This is a genomic window from Actinoplanes sp. NPDC051405 (genome assembly GCF_055586185.1).
Map to the genome: position 1 here is coordinate 864,474 of NZ_JBVJIR010000001.1, position 15,449 is coordinate 879,922.

16 protein-coding genes are annotated in these 15,449 nt (G+C 71.8%); 1 reads left to right on the forward strand and 15 read right to left on the reverse strand.

Features of this window, described 5'->3' with window-relative positions:
• Nucleotides 1-19 precede the first annotated feature (19 nt).
• The 8 genes from ACZ6S4_RS04020 to hisD all read right to left on the reverse strand — a co-directional run bounded on the left by ACZ6S4_RS04020 (nucleotide 20) and on the right by hisD (nucleotide 5,369).
• Nucleotides 20-436, reverse strand: a complete 417-nt coding sequence (locus ACZ6S4_RS04020; RefSeq protein ID WP_465473431.1) for a Rid family hydrolase — start codon at nucleotides 434-436, stop codon at nucleotides 20-22.
• Entirely contained in the window at nucleotides 433-1,158 is a 726-nt protein-coding gene (gene priA / locus ACZ6S4_RS04025) for a bifunctional 1-(5-phosphoribosyl)-5-((5-phosphoribosylamino)methylideneamino)imidazole-4-carboxamide isomerase/phosphoribosylanthranilate isomerase PriA (RefSeq protein WP_212993958.1), read from the reverse strand. The genes ACZ6S4_RS04020 and priA overlap by 4 nt, the downstream gene beginning before the upstream one ends.
• 32 nt (nucleotides 1,159-1,190) lie before the next feature.
• Complete coding sequence (locus ACZ6S4_RS04030) at nucleotides 1,191-1,511, reverse strand: hypothetical protein (protein WP_465473432.1); 321 nt, start codon at nucleotides 1,509-1,511, stop codon at nucleotides 1,191-1,193.
• Nucleotides 1,508-2,146, reverse strand: coding sequence for an imidazole glycerol phosphate synthase subunit HisH (hisH, locus tag ACZ6S4_RS04035; RefSeq protein ID WP_465473433.1), 639 nt, complete (start codon nucleotides 2,144-2,146; stop codon nucleotides 1,508-1,510). Before hisH ends, ACZ6S4_RS04030 begins: the two co-directional genes overlap by 4 nt.
• Complete coding sequence (locus ACZ6S4_RS04040) at nucleotides 2,146-2,316, reverse strand: hypothetical protein (protein WP_465473434.1); 171 nt, start codon at nucleotides 2,314-2,316, stop codon at nucleotides 2,146-2,148. Before ACZ6S4_RS04040 ends, hisH begins: the two co-directional genes overlap by 1 nt.
• Complete coding sequence (hisB, locus tag ACZ6S4_RS04045; RefSeq protein WP_465473435.1) at nucleotides 2,313-2,924, reverse strand: imidazoleglycerol-phosphate dehydratase HisB; 612 nt, start codon at nucleotides 2,922-2,924, stop codon at nucleotides 2,313-2,315. Before hisB ends, ACZ6S4_RS04040 begins: the two co-directional genes overlap by 4 nt.
• A gap of 73 nt (nucleotides 2,925-2,997) precedes the next feature.
• Nucleotides 2,998-4,062 (reverse strand): histidinol-phosphate transaminase, encoded by a 1,065-nt coding sequence (locus tag ACZ6S4_RS04050; RefSeq protein ID WP_465473436.1) that lies wholly within the window; start codon nucleotides 4,060-4,062, stop codon nucleotides 2,998-3,000.
• Nucleotides 4,059-5,369 (reverse strand): histidinol dehydrogenase, encoded by a 1,311-nt coding sequence (gene hisD / locus ACZ6S4_RS04055; protein WP_465473437.1) that lies wholly within the window; start codon nucleotides 5,367-5,369, stop codon nucleotides 4,059-4,061. Before hisD ends, ACZ6S4_RS04050 begins: the two co-directional genes overlap by 4 nt.
• Nucleotides 5,370-5,517: 148 nt before the next feature.
• Here hisD and ACZ6S4_RS04060 point away from each other — a divergent pair, with 148 nt between their 5' ends.
• Nucleotides 5,518-6,228: an LON peptidase substrate-binding domain-containing protein gene (locus ACZ6S4_RS04060; protein ID WP_465473438.1), complete on the forward strand. Its 711-nt coding sequence runs from the start codon at nucleotides 5,518-5,520 to the stop codon at nucleotides 6,226-6,228.
• On the opposite strand, the gene ACZ6S4_RS04065 is transcribed toward ACZ6S4_RS04060, so the two are convergent.
• The 7 genes from ACZ6S4_RS04065 to ACZ6S4_RS04095 all read right to left on the reverse strand — a co-directional run bounded on the left by ACZ6S4_RS04065 (nucleotide 6,143) and on the right by ACZ6S4_RS04095 (nucleotide 15,410).
• A complete protein-coding gene (locus ACZ6S4_RS04065; RefSeq protein ID WP_465473439.1) occupies nucleotides 6,143-6,973 on the reverse strand; it encodes a hypothetical protein in 831 nt (276 codons plus the stop codon). The genes ACZ6S4_RS04060 and ACZ6S4_RS04065 overlap by 86 nt on opposite strands.
• A gap of 58 nt (nucleotides 6,974-7,031) precedes the next feature.
• Complete coding sequence (dnaE, locus tag ACZ6S4_RS04070) at nucleotides 7,032-10,568, reverse strand: DNA polymerase III subunit alpha (RefSeq protein WP_465473440.1); 3,537 nt, start codon at nucleotides 10,566-10,568, stop codon at nucleotides 7,032-7,034.
• A gap of 83 nt (nucleotides 10,569-10,651) precedes the next feature.
• Nucleotides 10,652-12,214: a MinD/ParA family ATP-binding protein gene (locus ACZ6S4_RS04075; protein ID WP_465473441.1), complete on the reverse strand. Its 1,563-nt coding sequence runs from the start codon at nucleotides 12,212-12,214 to the stop codon at nucleotides 10,652-10,654.
• 213 nt (nucleotides 12,215-12,427) lie between these two features.
• Entirely contained in the window at nucleotides 12,428-13,435 is a 1,008-nt protein-coding gene (locus ACZ6S4_RS04080) for a hypothetical protein (protein ID WP_465473442.1), read from the reverse strand.
• Nucleotides 13,436-13,480: 45 nt separating this feature from the next.
• Complete coding sequence (locus tag ACZ6S4_RS04085) at nucleotides 13,481-14,407, reverse strand: RluA family pseudouridine synthase (protein WP_360547987.1); 927 nt, start codon at nucleotides 14,405-14,407, stop codon at nucleotides 13,481-13,483.
• Entirely contained in the window at nucleotides 14,404-14,991 is a 588-nt protein-coding gene (lspA, locus tag ACZ6S4_RS04090; RefSeq protein ID WP_465473499.1) for a signal peptidase II, read from the reverse strand. Before lspA ends, ACZ6S4_RS04085 begins: the two co-directional genes overlap by 4 nt.
• On the reverse strand, nucleotides 14,988-15,410 hold the full coding sequence (locus tag ACZ6S4_RS04095) for a TraR/DksA family transcriptional regulator (RefSeq protein ID WP_360547991.1): 423 nt from the start codon (nucleotides 15,408-15,410) through the stop codon (nucleotides 14,988-14,990). Before ACZ6S4_RS04095 ends, lspA begins: the two co-directional genes overlap by 4 nt.
• Between the last annotated feature and the right edge of the window lie 39 nt (nucleotides 15,411-15,449).

A 15,449-nucleotide genomic window follows, 5' to 3' on the forward strand; every position in this document is an offset into this window, starting at 1 on the left:
TTTTCCGCCGCGGGCCGGCTCAGGTGACGAACTTGCCCGGGTTTTCCGCCGCGGGCCGGCTCAGGTACGCCTCGACCTCGACCTCCACCAGGTGCTGGGGATCGAGCAATCCCGCGACCACGACCAGCGTCGCCACCGGCCGTACCGCGGCGAACAGCGACCCGTGCGCCCCCGCCACCGCGTCCGAGTAGGCCGCGTCGGTCACGTACATCCGGGTGCGGATCACGTTCTCGATCCCCGCACCGGCCCCGGCCAGCGCGTCCAGCGCGATCCCGAACGCGGTCAGCGCCTGCGCCCGCGGGTCGCCGATCCCCGTCACGACCCCGTCCACCGTGGCCGTGCAGCCGGCGGTGACCAGCAGGTTGCCGGCTCGCACGACGCGGGAGTAGCCGTAGCGCTCCTCCCACGGACCGCCCGAGCCGAAACGGGTGATCATGCCGAGGCCAGCGCCTCGATCGCCTCGCGCACCGTGAACGCGCCCGCGTAGAGCGCCTTGCCCGCGATCACGCCCTCGACTCCGATCGGCTCCAGCGTGGCCAGGGCGCGCAGGTCGTCCAGGGTGGACACGCCGCCGCTGGCGATCACCGGCTTGTCGGTCCGGGCGCACACCTCGCGCAGCAGGTCCAGGTTCGGGCCGCGCATGGTGCCGTCCTTGGTGATGTCCGTGACCACGTACCGGGCCGCGCCCGCCTTGTCCAGGCGCTCCAGGATCTCGAAGAGGTCGCCGCCCTCGCGGGTCCAGCCGCGGGCCGCGAGGGTACGGCCGCGCACGTCGAGCCCGATCGCCACCCGGTCGCCGTACTCGGCGCAGATCCGGTCGCACCACTCCGGGTCCTCCAGCGCGGCCGTGCCGATGTTGACCCGGGCCGCGCCGGTGGCCAGGGCCGCCCGCAGCGACGCGTCGTCGCGGATGCCGCCGGAGAGCTCCACCTTCACGTCGAGCCGGCTGACCACGTCGGCCAGCTGCGCGGCGTTCGAGCCCCGGCCGAACGCGGCGTCGAGGTCGACCAGGTGCACCCACTCCGCGCCGTCGTTCTGCCAGGCCAGCGCCGCCTCGAGCGGGTCGCCGTAGCTCGTCTCCGAGCCCGCGGCGCCCTGGACGAGGCGGACCGCCTGACCGTCGGCGACGTCGACAGCGGGCAGCAGGGTGAGGGTCACAGCGGAACTCCGATCAAGGACAGCGGGAACGGTCAGAAACGGCGGCCCAGCACCACGACCACCAGGGCCGGCAGCACCAGGACGAGCATGGCGATGAGCACCAGGCGCAGCGCGAGGTCCGGCACCAGGAACCAGACGGCCAGCGCCGCGATCAACGGGATGATCGCGATGCCGGTGCGCTGGGCGCGACTGCGTTTGTACAGCGTGCCGGAGCGGGGGCGGCGCTTGGGCTTGAGCGACCGCACCAGGGCGCGGCGGCGTTGCCGCCGGGTGGACCGGCGGGCCCGGCCGGCCTTCTCCTTCTCCAGCACGGCGAGCCGCTCGGCCCGCCGCCGGGCGCGCTCCTTGCTCACCGTACGGCGGCGGAGGGCAGACCCGACACCCAGTTGCTGAGCAGCGCGTACCCGGCGTCGGAGGACTTCTCCGGGTGGAACTGCGCCGCCGACAGCGGTCCGTGCTCCACGACGGCGGCGAACGGCTGATCGTGCGCGGCCGTCGTCACCCGGGCACCGACGGCCTGCAGCGCACTCAGGTCCGACGCCGCGTACGAGTGGACGAAGTAGAACCGTGTCGTCGCGGACAGCCCGTCGAGCAGCACCGACCCGTCCGGCACGGACACCGTGTTCCACCCCATGTGCGGGATGCGCCGGGCGGCCAGCCGGGTCACCGCGCCCGGCAGCAGCCCCAGGCCCCGGGTCTCGACGCCGTGCTCGACGCCGGACTCGAACAGGATCTGCATGCCGACGCAGATGCCCAGTACCGGCCGGCCGGCGGCGACGCGCCCGGCGATGACCGGGCCCGCGCCGAGCTTCTCGATGCCGGCCATGCACGCCGCGTAGGCGCCCACGCCCGGCACGACCAGGCCGTCCGCGTCGGCCGCGGCGGCCAGGTCGTCGGTCACCGTCACGTCGGCACCGGTACGCGCGACAGCCCGCTCGGCGGACCGCAGATTCCCGGAGCCGTAGTCCAGGATCACCACGTTGCTCATCAGCTGTCTCCCGGGATCAGCCAGAGGACGCCACCGGCCAGCGCCAGCACCGCCAGCGCGGCGACCAGGCCGATGCTGAACTTGGTGGCACCCTGCCGGGACAGCGAGATCACCCCGCCGACGAGCATGCCGCCCAGCCCGAGCAGCAGGATCGGGACGACGCTGCTCACAGCACGCCCTTCGTCGACGGCAGCGCGCCGGCGTTGCGCGGGTCGATCTCGACGGCCTCGCGCAGCGCCCGCGAGAACGCCTTGAACTGCGTCTCCACCACGTGGTGGGCGTCCGCCTTGCCACCGTCCCGGGCCGCGCGCAACACGCTGACGTGCAGCGTCACCTTGGCGGCGTGGCCGAACGACTCGAAGATGTGCCGGGTCATGCTGGTCGGATAGACCGGCCCGATGTACGGCGCCAGCTCCGGCTCCTCGTGCACCACGTACGGCCGGCCGGACAGGTCGACGGCCGCGCGGACCAGCACCTCGTCCATCGGGATGGTCGCCGAGCCGTACCGCCGGATGCCGGCCTTGTCGCCGAGCGCCCGCGCGAAGGCGTCGCCCAGCGCGATCGCTGTGTCCTCCATCGTGTGGTGCGCGTCGATCTCCAGGTCGCCCTCGGTGCGCACGGTCAGGTCGAAGCCGCCGTGCTTGGCCAGCTGGTTGAGCATGTGGTCGTAGAACCCCACGCCGGTGGCCAGGTCGCCCTTGCCGGTGCCGTCGAGGTCGATCTCGACGAGCACCTTGGTCTCATTGGTGACGCGCTCGATGCGCGCGGTGCGACTCACAGCGTTTCCTCACTTCGTTCGTCGACGCCGTGACTCAGGACCCTGAGCTGACTGGTGCCCTCGCTGCGCTCGGTCACGACAGTGCTCCCAGGAAGGCGTCGGTTTCGGATGCTGTGCCCGCGGTGACCCGCAGCCAGCCGGCCAGGCCGACGTCGCGGACCAGCACACCGCGGTCCAGCAGGCGCTGCCAGGCCACGTGCTGATCGCCGCCGACCTCGAAGAGCACGAAGTTCGCGTCGCTGTCGGCGACCCGGATCCCCCGCTCCCGCAGGGTGGCGACGATCCGGTCGCGCTGCTCCTTGATCGCGTCGACGGTGACGAGCAGGGCGGCGCGGTGCGCGAGGGCGGCCCGCGCGGCCGCCTGGGTCAGCGACGACAGGTGGTACGGCAGGCGGACGAGCTGGACGGCGTCGACCACGGCCGGGTCGGCGGCCAGATAACCGAGGCGCCCGCCGGCGAAGCCGAACGCCTTGCTCATCGTGCGGGTGACGACCAGGCGCGGGTGGCCGGGCAGCGCCGCGAGCGCGCTGGGCGTGCCGGGACGGGCGAACTCCGCGTACGCCTCGTCGACGACGACCATGCCCGGCGCCGCGGCCAGCACCGCCTCGACCACCGACGGGTCCAGGGCCGTGCCGGTCGGGTTGTTGGGTGAGCAGAGGAACACCAGGTCCGGCGCGTGCCGGTCGATCTGCTCGACCGCCGACTCCGGGGTGAGCCCGAAGTCGGGGTCGCGCAGCGCGCCGATCCAGCGGGTGCCGGTGCCGGCGGCCAGCAGCGGGTGCATCGAGTACGACGGGCCGAAGCCGAGCGCGGTGCGGCCCGGACCGGCGAACGCCTGCAGCAGCTGCTGCTGGACCTCGTTGGAGCCGTTGGCCGCCCACACGTGCGCCGTGGTCAGCCCGTGCCCGAGGTAGTCGGCGAGGTCGGCCCGCAACGCGACCGCATCCCGGTCCGGGTAGCGGTTGAGGTCACGCAGCTCGGCCTGCACGGCCTTGCCGATCGCCTCCACCACGGCGTCGGGCACCGGGTACGAGTTCTCGTTGGTGTTCAACCGCACGGCGACGTCGAGCTGCGGCGCCCCGTACGGCGACTTGCCCCGCAGGTCGTCCCGGATGGGCAGGTCGTCGATCGTGGTCACGAGGGGAACCTCGCGGTCACGGCCTGCCCGTGGGCCGGCAGGTCCTCGGCGTTGGCCAGGGCCACCACGTGCGGGGCGACGTCCCGCAGCGCCGCCTCGTCGTATTCGACCACGTGGATGCCACGCAGGAACGACTGCACGGACAGGCCGGAGGAGTGCCGCGCGCAACCGGCGGTCGGCAGCACGTGGTTGGAACCGGCGGCGTAGTCACCGAGCGAGACCGGCGAGTAGGCGCCGACGAAGATGGCCCCGGCGTTGCGCACCCGCATCGCCCACGTGCGGGCGTCGCGGGTCTGGATCTCCAGGTGCTCGGCCGCGTACGCGTCCACCACCCGCAGGCCCTGCTCCAGGTCGTCGACCAGCACGATGCCGGACTGGCGGCCGCCGAGCGCCTCGCGCACCCGGGCCTCGTGCTTGGTCGCCGGCACCTGCACGGCCAGCTGTGCCTCGACCGCCTCGGCCAGCTCCGGCGAGTCGGTGACCAGCACGCTGGCCGCGACCGGGTCGTGCTCGGCCTGGCTGATCAGGTCGGCCGCGACGTGCGCGGGCGAGGCCGTGTCGTCGGCGAGGATCGCGATCTCGGTCGGGCCGGCCTCGGCGTCGATGCCGACCGTGCCCTGCAGCAGGCGCTTGGCCGCGGTGACCCAGATGTTTCCCGGGCCGGTGATCACGTCGACCGGCTCGCAGCGGTCCGTCTCGTCGACGCCGTCCGAGCCGTAGCCGAGCATCGCGATCGCCTGGGCGCCGCCGACGGCGTACACCTCCTCGACGCCGAGCAGCGCGCACGCGGCGAGCACCCGGGCGTCGGGCAGGCCGCCGTTCTCCGGCTGCGGCGGGCTGGCCACCACCAACGACTCGACGCCGGCGACCTGGGCGGGCACCACGTTCATCACCACGGTGGACGGATAGACGGCCAGGCCGCCGGGGACGTAGAGGCCCACGCGGGACACCGGGACGTGCCGCTCGGTGACGGTGCCGCCGGGCACCACCTGGGTGGTCACGTCGGTGCGCCGCTGGTCGCCGTGCACCTTGCGGGCGCGCTCGATGGCCACCAGCAGAGCGGCCCGGACATCGGGGTCGAGCTCCTCGGCGGCGGCGGTGATCGCGGCCACCGGGACCCGCAGCCGCTCCAGCACGACGCCGTCGAATCTTTCCGTGGCCTCCCGGATCGCCGAGAACCCATGCTCGCGGACCGCCGTCACGACGGGGCGGATCTTCTCGACGGCAGCGGACACGTCGAGCTGGGCACGGGGCAGCAGACCGCGGGGATCCCGACGGGAGCCGCGCAGGTCGATCCGATTCAGCACGGGTCAAGTCTAGGCGGCCCCGCAGCCGGCCCCCGGGCGGCATTCCAGGCACTGGGAAGGAGGCCTTTGCCACTTTTGCGCCGAGGCGAAACGAAGATCACCGGGACGGGGCGCGCGCGGACAGCTACCGGGCCGATACGCTCGCTCCGTGGGCGCGATTATCCCGGTCTTCCCGCTGGGCACGGTGCTCTTTCCCGGCCTGGTCCTGCCCTTGCACATCTTCGAGGAGCGGTACAGAACGCTCGTGCGCGATCTCGTCGCCACGACGGACGACGAACCGCACGAGTTCGGTGTGGTGACCCTCCGGTACGGCTGGGAGGTCGCCACCCCCGATGGTGACGCCGAGCGCCCGGCCGACGAGGCGGCGATCACCCCCGAGCAGCTCTACGGCGTCGGCTGCACGGCGGAGCTGCGCCAGGTCACCGAGCTGCCCGACGGCCGTTTCGACATCGTCACCGTCGGCCGCCGGCGCTTCCGGGTGGTCGCGATCGCGGCGGACACCCATCCGTACCTGACCGCCGAGGTGGAGTGGCTGCCCGACGAGGAGAGCGGCGACCCGGTGTCGGCGCTGCTCGCGCCGCGGGTGCTGACCGCCTTCCGCACCTACCTGGACCTGCTGCGGCCCGACTCCGAGGTGCTCGACCAGGTCCCCGAGGACCCCACGGTGCTCTCCCACCTGGTGGCGGCGACCGCGCAGCTCACCACCGAGGAGCGCCAGGAGCTGCTGGGCGCGGTCGACACCGCCACCCGGCTGCGCACCGAGCTGCGGCTGCTCAACCGCGAGGCGGGTCTGCTGGCCAAGGTGCGGGCGGTGCCGGTGCCGCTGTCGGATCTGGCCCGGCCGGTGAGCCCGAACTGAAGCCGCCCGAACCGGGCCCGCCGGCACTGAAGCCGCCCGAACCGGGCCCGCCCGGCAGGTCGTGGCCGTAGCCCGGCTTGGCCCCGGGGAGCTCCAGGTCCGGGTCGTTGGACCAGCCGGCCAGCAGCGTGGTCACGATCACCGCGGCGAAGGCGGCCACCAGCAGCGCGCCGTGCGCGTGCAGATCCGGCGGCCGGTCGTAGGTCTGCCCGGCGGTGGAGCTGTCCTGCCAGTCGTTCCAGGCGGCCAGCCCGACCAGCCGGCCGGCCTGCCACATCACCAGCGTGCTGGCCAGCCCGCCCAGGGCCACCCCGAGCAGCAGGCCGGGGCCCCGGTCGCGGCGCAGGACCAGCCAGATCAGCACGGCGGCGAGCAGCCCGTAGGTGAAGCCGATCAGGGTGAACCAGGCGTCCGCCGCGATGTACTCCTCCGGCGACGGGTCGTTGACCACGATGCCGTTCTGCCCGGCGTTGATCACCGGGATGGTCGGCGCGAGCCAGGACCAGAGCAGGCCGAGCGGGGCGCCGGCGACGGCCATCGCGGCTGTGACCAAGACCGCGACAAGCACGGTACGGCGTAACGGCCGCCGCTTCGGCCGCACCGGCACCCAGCCCATGGCGTCGACGGGCTCGCCGTACGGGTAGGCCGGAGTGTCGTACGGCTGGCCCTGCTCGTACGGATGGCCCTGCTCGTAGTTCGGGGCCTGTTCGTAGCGCTGGGGGCCCGGCTCCTGGCTGGGGTTCACCCCACGATCCTGCCAGGTCCGCCTGTGCGCCCGGTGCCGAGCACCGCGGCAGCGGGCATCAGAGGACCGCCGACGGACCGAGGATCATCTTCAGGTCGGCCCGCAGCGCCGGCGTCGGGGCCACCCGCACCGCGCCCAGCCGGAAGATCGTGGTGCGGCTGCCGTTCTGCAGGTGGACGTGCACCTCGGCGTCGCCCGGGTGGCTGACCAGGATCTCCTTGAGCTCGTCGACCAGCGGCGGGGTGCACCGGGTGATCGGCATGGTCAGGGTGATCGGCTTGCTGTCCGGGTTGTGGGTGACGTCGGGCATCGACATGTCCATCGCCATGATCCGCGGGGTGTCGTCGCGGCGGTCCACCCGGCCCTTGACGATGACGATGGCGTCCTCGGCGATGTACTGGCCGATCACCTCGTACGTGTTCGGGAAGAACAACGCCTCGACGCCGCCGGCCAGGTCCTCCAGCGTGGCTGACGCCCAGGCCCGGCCCTGCTTGGTGATCCGGCGCTGCACGCCGGTGAGGATGCCGGCGAGCGTGACGACCTGCCCGTCTGGCACCGAGCCCTCCTCGTTGAGGGCGGCGATGGTCGTGTCGGCCGAGTTGTGCAGCAGCTGCTCGAGGCCGGCGAGGGGGTGGTCGGAGACGTAGAGGCCGAGCATCTCGCGCTCGAAGGCCAGCTTGTCGCGCTTGTCCCACTCGCTGTCGCCGATCGTGGGCATCGCGACGGTCGCCGCGCTGCCCGCGCCGGAGTCCTCGCCGAACGAGGCGAACAGGTCGAACTGGCCGGCCGCCTCGTTCTTCTTGACGTCCGCGTACGCGTCGATCGCCTCGGCGTGCACCGCGAGCAGGCCCTTGCGGGTGTGCCCCATCGAGTCGAAGGCACCGGCCTTGATCAGCGATTCCACCGTCTTCTTGTTGCAGGCGACGGCGTCCACCTTGGACAGGAACTCGTAGAAGTCCCCGTAGTCGCCCTTCTCCTTGCGGCAGCGCACGATCGCGTCGACGACGTTGTGGCCGACGTTGCGGACCGCGGCCAGGCCGAAGCGGATGTTCTTGCCGACCGGGGTGAACGGGCCGGCGGACTGGTTGACGTCCGGCGGCAGCACCTGGATGCCCATGCGCCGGCAGTCGGCCAGGTACATCGCCATCTTGTCCTTGTCGTCACCGACGCTGGTGAGCAGGCCGGCCATGTACTCGGCCGGGTAGTTGGCCTTGAGGTAGCCGGTCCAGTAGGACACCAGGCCGTACCCGGCGGTGTGGGCCTTGTTGAAGGCGTAGTCGGCGAACGGGACCAGGACGTCCCAGAGGGCCTTGATCGCGGCGTCGGAGTAGTTGCGCTGCTTCATGCCGTCGCGGAAGGAGACGTACTCCTTGTCGAGGACCTCGCGCTTCTTCTTACCCATGGCCCGGCGCAGCAGGTCGGCCTGGCCCAGCGAATATCCGGCCAGCTTCTGCGCGGCGCGCTGCACCTGCTCCTGGTAGACGATCAGGCCGTACGTCGGGCCGAGGATCTCCTCGAGCGGCTCCTCCAGCTCGGGGTGGATCGGGGTGATCTCCTGCAGCTTGTTCTTGCGCAGCGCGTAGTTGGTGTGCGAGTCGGCACCCATCGGGCCGGGCCGGTAGAGCGCCAGCACCGCGGAGATGTCCTCGAAGTTGTCCGGCTTCATCAGCCGCAGCAGCGAGCGCATCGGGCCACCGTCGAGCTGGAACACCCCCAGCGTGTCGCCGCGGGCCAGCAGGTCGTACGTCGGCTTGTCGTCCAGCGGCAGCGCCAGCAGGTCGATCTTCTTGCCGTGGTTGAGCTCGATGTTCTTGACCGCGTCGTCGATGATCGTCAGGTTGCGCAGGCCCAGGAAGTCCATCTTGAGCAGGCCCAGCGTCTCGCAGGTCGGGTAGTCGAACTGCGTGATGATCGCGCCGTCGGCCGGGCGCCGCATCAGCGGGATGTGGTCGATGATCGGCTCGGCGCTCATGATCACGCCGGCCGCGTGCACACCGGTCTGCCGGATCAGGCCCTCGATACCCCGGGCGGTGTCGATGACCTTCTTGACGTCCGGATCGGTGTCGTACAGCGCGCGGATCTCGCCGGCCTCGCTGTAGCGCTTGTGGTCCTTGTCGAAGATGCCGGAGAGCGGGATGTCCTTGCCCATCACGGCGGGCGGCATGGCCTTGGTGATCCGGTCGCCCACCGCGTACGGGTAACCCAGCACCCGGGCCGAGTCCTTGATCGCGGCCTTGGCCTTGATCGTGCCGAAGGTGGCGATCTGGGCGACCTTGTCCTCGCCCCAGCGCTCGGTCACGTACCGGATGACCTCGCCGCGCCGGCGCTCGTCGAAGTCGATGTCGACATCGGGCATGGACACGCGCTCCGGGTTGAGGAAGCGCTCGAAGATCAGCCCGTGCGGCAGCGGGTCCAGGTCGGTGATGCCCATCGCGTACGCGATCAGCGAGCCGGCGGCCGAGCCACGGCCCGGACCGACCGCGATGCCGTTGCGCTTGGACCACTGGATGAAGTCGGCGACCACGAGGAAGTACGACGGGAAGCCCATCTGGATGATGATCCCGAGCTCGTACTCCGCCTGCTTGAGGTGCGTCTCCGGGATGCCGCCGGGAAAGCGGCGCTTGAGCCCCTCGAACGCCTCGTGGCGGAACCAGGACTCCTCGGTGTGCCCGTCCGGGACCGGGAAGCGGGGCATCAGGTTCTTGAAGGAGAACATGCCGTCGGTGTCCACCCGCTCGGCCACCAGCAGGGTGTTGCGGCAGCCCTCGAGCCAGGCGTCGGACGAGTCGACCGCGCGCATCTGGTCGGCCGACTTGACGAAGTAGCCGGCGCCGTCGAAGCGGAACCGGTTGGGGTCGGCGACGTTGCTGCCGGTCTGCACGCACAGCAGCACGTCGTGCGCCTCGGCCTGGGCCTCGTGCGTGTAGTGCGAGTCGTTGGTGACCAGCGGCGGGATGTTGAGCTTGCGGCCGATCTCCAGCAGGCCGTCGCGGACCCGCTTCTCGATCGACAGGCCGTGGTCCATGATCTCGAGGAAGTAGTTCTCCCGGCCGAGAGCCTCCTGGTACATCGCCGCGGACTTCAGCGCCTCGTCGAACTGGCCCAGCCGCAGCCGGGTCTGCACGGCGCCGGACGGGCAGCCGGTGGTGCCCATGATGCCCTCGGCGTGCTCCGCGATGATGTCGAAGTCCATCCGCGGGTACTTGCCGAGCTGGCCCTCGATGGAGGCCCGCGAGTTGAGCCGGAAGAGGTTCTTCAGGCCGACGGCGTTGCGCGCCCACATGGTCATGTGGGTGTAGGCGCCGTTGCCGGCGACGTCGTCGCCCTTCTGCTCCGGGCGGCCCCACTTGATCCGGCTCTTGGTCAGCCGCGACTCCGGTGCGACGTACGCCTCGACGCCGATCACCGGGGTAACCCCGGCTGCCGTGGCCTGCTTGTAGAAGTCGTACGCCCCGTGCATGTTGCCGTGGTCGGTGATCGCCGCGGCCGGCATGCCCAGGCGGTTGGCCTCGGCGAGCAGATCCTTGACCCGGGCGGCGCCGTCGAGCATCGAATACTCGGTGTGCACGTGGAGATGCACGAACGAGTCAGACACCCAGGGCCCCCTTTGCCGCGGCGTTTCCGGACTCGCCAGAGCCTAGTCCGGCCGGGCGCCGCAAGGCACCGCTGACACCCGATCTATTCGGCGAATGGCTCGATCATCACAGCCGCGGCGCGCAGCCACGCCTGCCGGGTCTCCGGCTGCAGCACGCTGTACTCGATCGATGACCCGACCTCGAGCGCAGGGTCGTACGGGACCACCGCGACGGCCCTCGTCCGGGTGGCGAAATGCTTGGCGAGATCGTCGAGCAGCGGCAGCTTGCCGGGCGACGGACAGGAGATCAACGTCACCGCGTTGGCGACCAGATCCTCCATGCCGGTCTCGTTGAGCACGTCCAGCATCCAGTCCGCGGTGAACGCGGCGTCCTCGCGCGGCACCGTGGTGATGACCAGCTGGTCGGCGCTGCGCATCACGGTCTGCCAGTTGACGCTCTCGACGTTGTTGCCGGTGTCCACGCAGATCACGTCGTGGGTGCGGCGCAGCAGGTCCATCACCCGGCGCACGGTGCTCTGGTCGAGCCGCTGGGCGAAACGGGGGTTCTCCTCGCCGGCCAGCACGTCGTACGAGCCGTCGGAGGCGTGCCGCAGGAAGTCGTCCAGGTGCGACATCATCTGCTCGCCGTGCATGTTCTCGATCTCGAGCAGCTCGCTGACCAGGTGCCGGATGGTACGGGCGTGCCGGGCGCTGCCGGCCCGCAGGCCCAGTGTGCCCCGCAGCTCGTTGTCGTCCCAGGCCAGCACGCCTCGTCCCCGCACGCTGCCGATGGTGGCCGCGGCGAGCACGGTGGCGGTCGTCTTGTGCACGCCGCCCTTGGGATTGGCGAACGCCAGCACCCGCGGCTTGCCGAGCTTGCGGCGCAGCACCGAGACCGCGCGGTCCTCCTGCTCGGGCCGGGCCTGCCGCCACTCGATGCGGGCCGGCGCGGGCGAGGTCGGCATGGGCGCGGTGGTCGGGGGCAGGGCGGGCGGCGGCTGCAGGGCCGGCGGAGGCGGCGCGGGGGCCACCGGCGGCGGCATGACCGACGCCGACCCGACCGAGGCGGCACCCCGGCTCGGCGGCGGGGGCGCCAGCTCGGGCGCGACCCGTCCGATCGACGACGGTACGGACCGGGTTGCCGGGTTGAAGAAGCTGTGCGGCTCCTCCGGCGCGGACCGCGACTGGAAGCCTTCACCGATCCGCGACTGGCGGCGGGCCTCGGCGAGCGGGTTCATCGGCCGCGCGTCGGGGCGCGGCTCAGCCAGCCGGGGATCGAGGGAACGGGGATCCATCGGGCGCGGGTCGGGCGGCGGCGCCAGCGGCTCGGACTGGCCCAGCCGCTCGCCCAGGCTGGCCCGGCCGGGACGGCGCGGATCCAGCGGGTTGACCGGGCGGCGCTCCGCCGGCCGCTGGTCGAAGGCACCACGGGCCGGGTCGCTCGACCGGGGATCGCTCTGCCGGGGATCGAGCGGGTTGAACGGCCGGCCGGGACGTCCGGGCAGCGGTTGACCGCCCGCCGGACGGCGGGCCTCGGCCTCCGCTTCCTCACGGTCCGTCTCGGCCTCGTCGGCCGTTCGTGACCCGTGCCGGGCACGGTCGAGCAGCGCCCGCCAACGCGGGGCTGGTTCCGCAGGCCGGCCCCAGCCGGTCTCGGTCCCATCCACGGCTCGTCCTCCCAGCGACTACTCGATGTGCCCTAACGACGCCTGTCCGATGCCCTGACGGGCCCGCCCGTTCTCCGACAGGCTACGGACGCCAACCCTATTCAGGCCACACCCGGAACCCGCAAATGCCCGGCGGTCTTGATCACCCAGTGGCAGAAACCACGTGCACGTGCACCTACCCGTACGCACCACAGGACTCGGTCGTTCAGGATGTCAACGCCCAGAAGCGTCGCGAGATGCTCCTGAGGCGGTCGGCGGCTGGCCGGGACCCGGTCCCACGGGTGACGCGGAGGCAACGGCAGCGCTCTCCTGAACTGCCGGGGCAGACGGACCGGACCCCAGGACGGGGCCGTCGGGTGAGGCCGATGTCACAGCAGCCCCGGTCGATGAGGGTAGTGGCGCGGGGCGGGCGGGGGCAACACTGCGCGACCGCGAAGGCACGGTGGGCGCACCCGACTCCGGATCGTCGGGGACCGTGGTGGTCTGCTCCGGCCGGACCGGGCGGAACTCCGTACGGTCCAGGCTGCGCACCTCGGGGGCCGGATCCACCACCCGCACCTCGGCGCGGCCGGCCAGGTCCTCCAGCACCGCGGGCGCGGCCCGCACCACGGCGGCGAAGACACAGGCGCAATGGGCGCGGTACGCGGCGGCCTCGGAGGCGGCGATCTGTGCGGCGTTGTCGTACGCCCGGCGCAGCTTGATCTGGTCGACGCCGTCGCCCTCGAGCTCTTCGCCCAGCTTGTGATAGTCGGCCTGCTCCTGGTCACGGGCGAGAGCGGCGTTGAGCATGCCGGTCACCACGTCCTGCGGCATGCGGTAGACGGGCATCTTGACCACCGGCGTGCGTACCCCCGGCAGAGGTGCCCTGGCGTAGACCTCCGCCACCGGGACCCCGGCGAGGGTCGCCTGCAGCTTGTCCGGCGGGAGGTAGGCCCGCAGGCTGACCAGCGCCCACGTCTCCCCCGCCACCGGCGAACCCGACGAGGGCAGCAGCGCGGCCAGCTCACCGCGGCTGGAGCGCAGATAGCCGGAGACCGACTGGCCCTCGACCACCCCGACCCGCACCACGTCACCGCTGGGATCGACCGCCTCGGGCCCGTGGTCGGCCGCCCAGACCACCGCGATGAGCAGCGCGGTCACCGAGGCCACGGCCAGCCCGCTGAGGATCCGCAACGGGGCCGTGCTGATGCGGGACAGGCCGCGGGTCAGCGGCGGAAGCACCCTGTCCCCTGTCCTCATCGAGGTCGCCCCCTCAGACGGCGGTCGTCAGCTCGCGTCGCGGAGCACGTCCAGCGCGTACCCCAGGTCGTCAGGGTAGTCGCTGACGAAACGGACCTCGTCCTGCGTACGGGGGTGGAGGAAGCCGAGCTCGCGGGCGTGCAGCCACTGCCGGCCCAGCTTGAGCCGCGCGGACAGGGTCGGATCGGCGCCGTACGTGACGTCGCCGACGCACGGGTGCCGCATCGCGGAGAAGTGCACGCGGATCTGGTGGGTCCGGCCGGTCTCCAGCTTGACGTCGACCAGGCTGGCCGAGCGGAACGCCTCGAGCGTGTCGTAGTGGGTGACGCTGGGCTTGCCGCCGTTCATCACCGCGTACCGGTAGTCGGCGGTGGGGTGCCGGTCGATCGGCGCGTCGATCGTGCCGCGCAGCGGGTCCAGATGGCCCTGCACGACCGCGTGGTAGCGCTTGTCGACCTCGCGCTCCTTGAAGGCCCGCTTCAGCGCGCTGTAGGCCAGCTCGCTCTTGGCCACCACCATGAGCCCGGTGGTGCCGACGTCGAGGCGGTGCACGACGCCCTGGCGCTCGGCCGCGCCGCTGGTCGCGACGTTCTGGCCCATCGCGGCGAGCCCGCCGATGACCGTCGGGCCGGTCCAGCCCGGGCTCGGGTGCGCGGCGACCCCGACCGGCTTGTCCACCACGACGATGTCGTCGTCGCTGTAGATGATCTTCATGCCGTGCACCGGGGTGGCTTCCAGCGTCGGCGCGGTCACCGGCGGCGGCAGCGTGACCTCGAGCCACGAACCGGCCGAGACCTTGTCGGACTTCGGCCGCGGGATGCCGTCGACGAGCGCGTCACCGGACTCGACCAGGGTCGCGGCGGCGGTGCGGGACAGGCCGAAGATGCGCGACACGGCCTGGTCGAGACGCATGCCGTCCAGACCGTCCGGTACGGGCAGGGAACGGGAGGTCATGCGGTCTCGGCTTTCCTGGAGGTGGCCCTGCTGCCGTCACGCTGGCGCCCGGTGAGCTCCAGCAGCACGGCGAGGACGACGCCGACGGACAGGCAGCTGTCGGCGATGTTGAAGACCGCGAAATGTTCCCCGTACGGCCCGAACAGGCTGATCATGTCGACGACGTGACCCTGGAACGGCCCGGGCGCCCGGAACAGCCGGTCGCCCAGGTTGCCCAGCGCGCCGCCGAGCACCAGCCCGAGGGCGATCGCCCACGGCACCGAGCGCAGCTTGCGCACCATGACGGTGATCCAGCCGATCACCACGATCGTGACCAGCGGAAACACCCAGGTGTAACCACTGCCGAGACTGAACGCGGCCCCGCTGTTGCGCAGCAGCGACAGATAGACCAGTCCGCCCAGGATCCGGACCGGCTCGCCCTCGGTCAGCCCCTTGGTGGAGAGCTCCTTGACGACCTGGTCGAGCACGACGGCGAGCAGGGCGGTGATGGCGAGCACCGCCACGGCGCGGCGCGCGAAACCCGAGGCAACCCCGGGCCCGGACGCGGTCGCCGTGGTGCCACCCGCAGCCTCGTCGGCGTTCAGCGTCGTTCCTCCAACTGCTTACAGGACACACAGAGGGTCGCGACCGGGAACGCCGCCAGCCGCTCGACGGGGATGGCGTTGCCGCATCGCTCGCACCAACCGTAGTTGCCCGTCCCGAGCCGGTCGATGGCGCGTTCCACCTGTGTGATCCGGTCGAGGAGATTGTTGGCCAGAGTGATCTCCTGCTCACGCTCCCCGGTCTTGGTGCCCCGGTCACCCTCGTCGTCGCCGGCGGAGTCGGTGAGCCGGTCCCGCTGCAGCTCGGTGATCTCGCTGAGCGTCTGGTCGTACTCGGCCTGCAGCTCGTCGCGGCGCTCCACGAGCGCGACGCGGATCTTCTCGGTCTCCGCCGCGCTGCGCGCCTTGGCGGGCGCGGCCTTCGCGGTCGACGCGGACCTGGTGTCGGTTGCCTTGGCCATCGTCGCTCCCCTGAGCCGCGCTGCACGCGGCGAATCGGC

What these genes read in the sequence shown, in the direction of transcription:
- ACZ6S4_RS04020 (WP_465473431.1), bottom strand. Translation starts at nt 436, where the DNA reads ATGATCACCCGTTTCGGCTCGGGCGGTCCGTGGGAGGAGCGCTACGGC.
- hisH (WP_465473433.1), bottom strand. Translation starts at nt 2,146, where the DNA reads ATGAGCAACGTGGTGATCCTGGACTACGGCTCCGGGAATCTGCGGTCC.
- ACZ6S4_RS04095 (WP_360547991.1), bottom strand. Translation starts at nt 15,410, where the DNA reads ATGGCCAAGGCAACCGACACCAGGTCCGCGTCGACCGCGAAGGCCGCG.
- ACZ6S4_RS04085 (WP_360547987.1), bottom strand. Translation starts at nt 14,407, where the DNA reads ATGACCTCCCGTTCCCTGCCCGTACCGGACGGTCTGGACGGCATGCGT.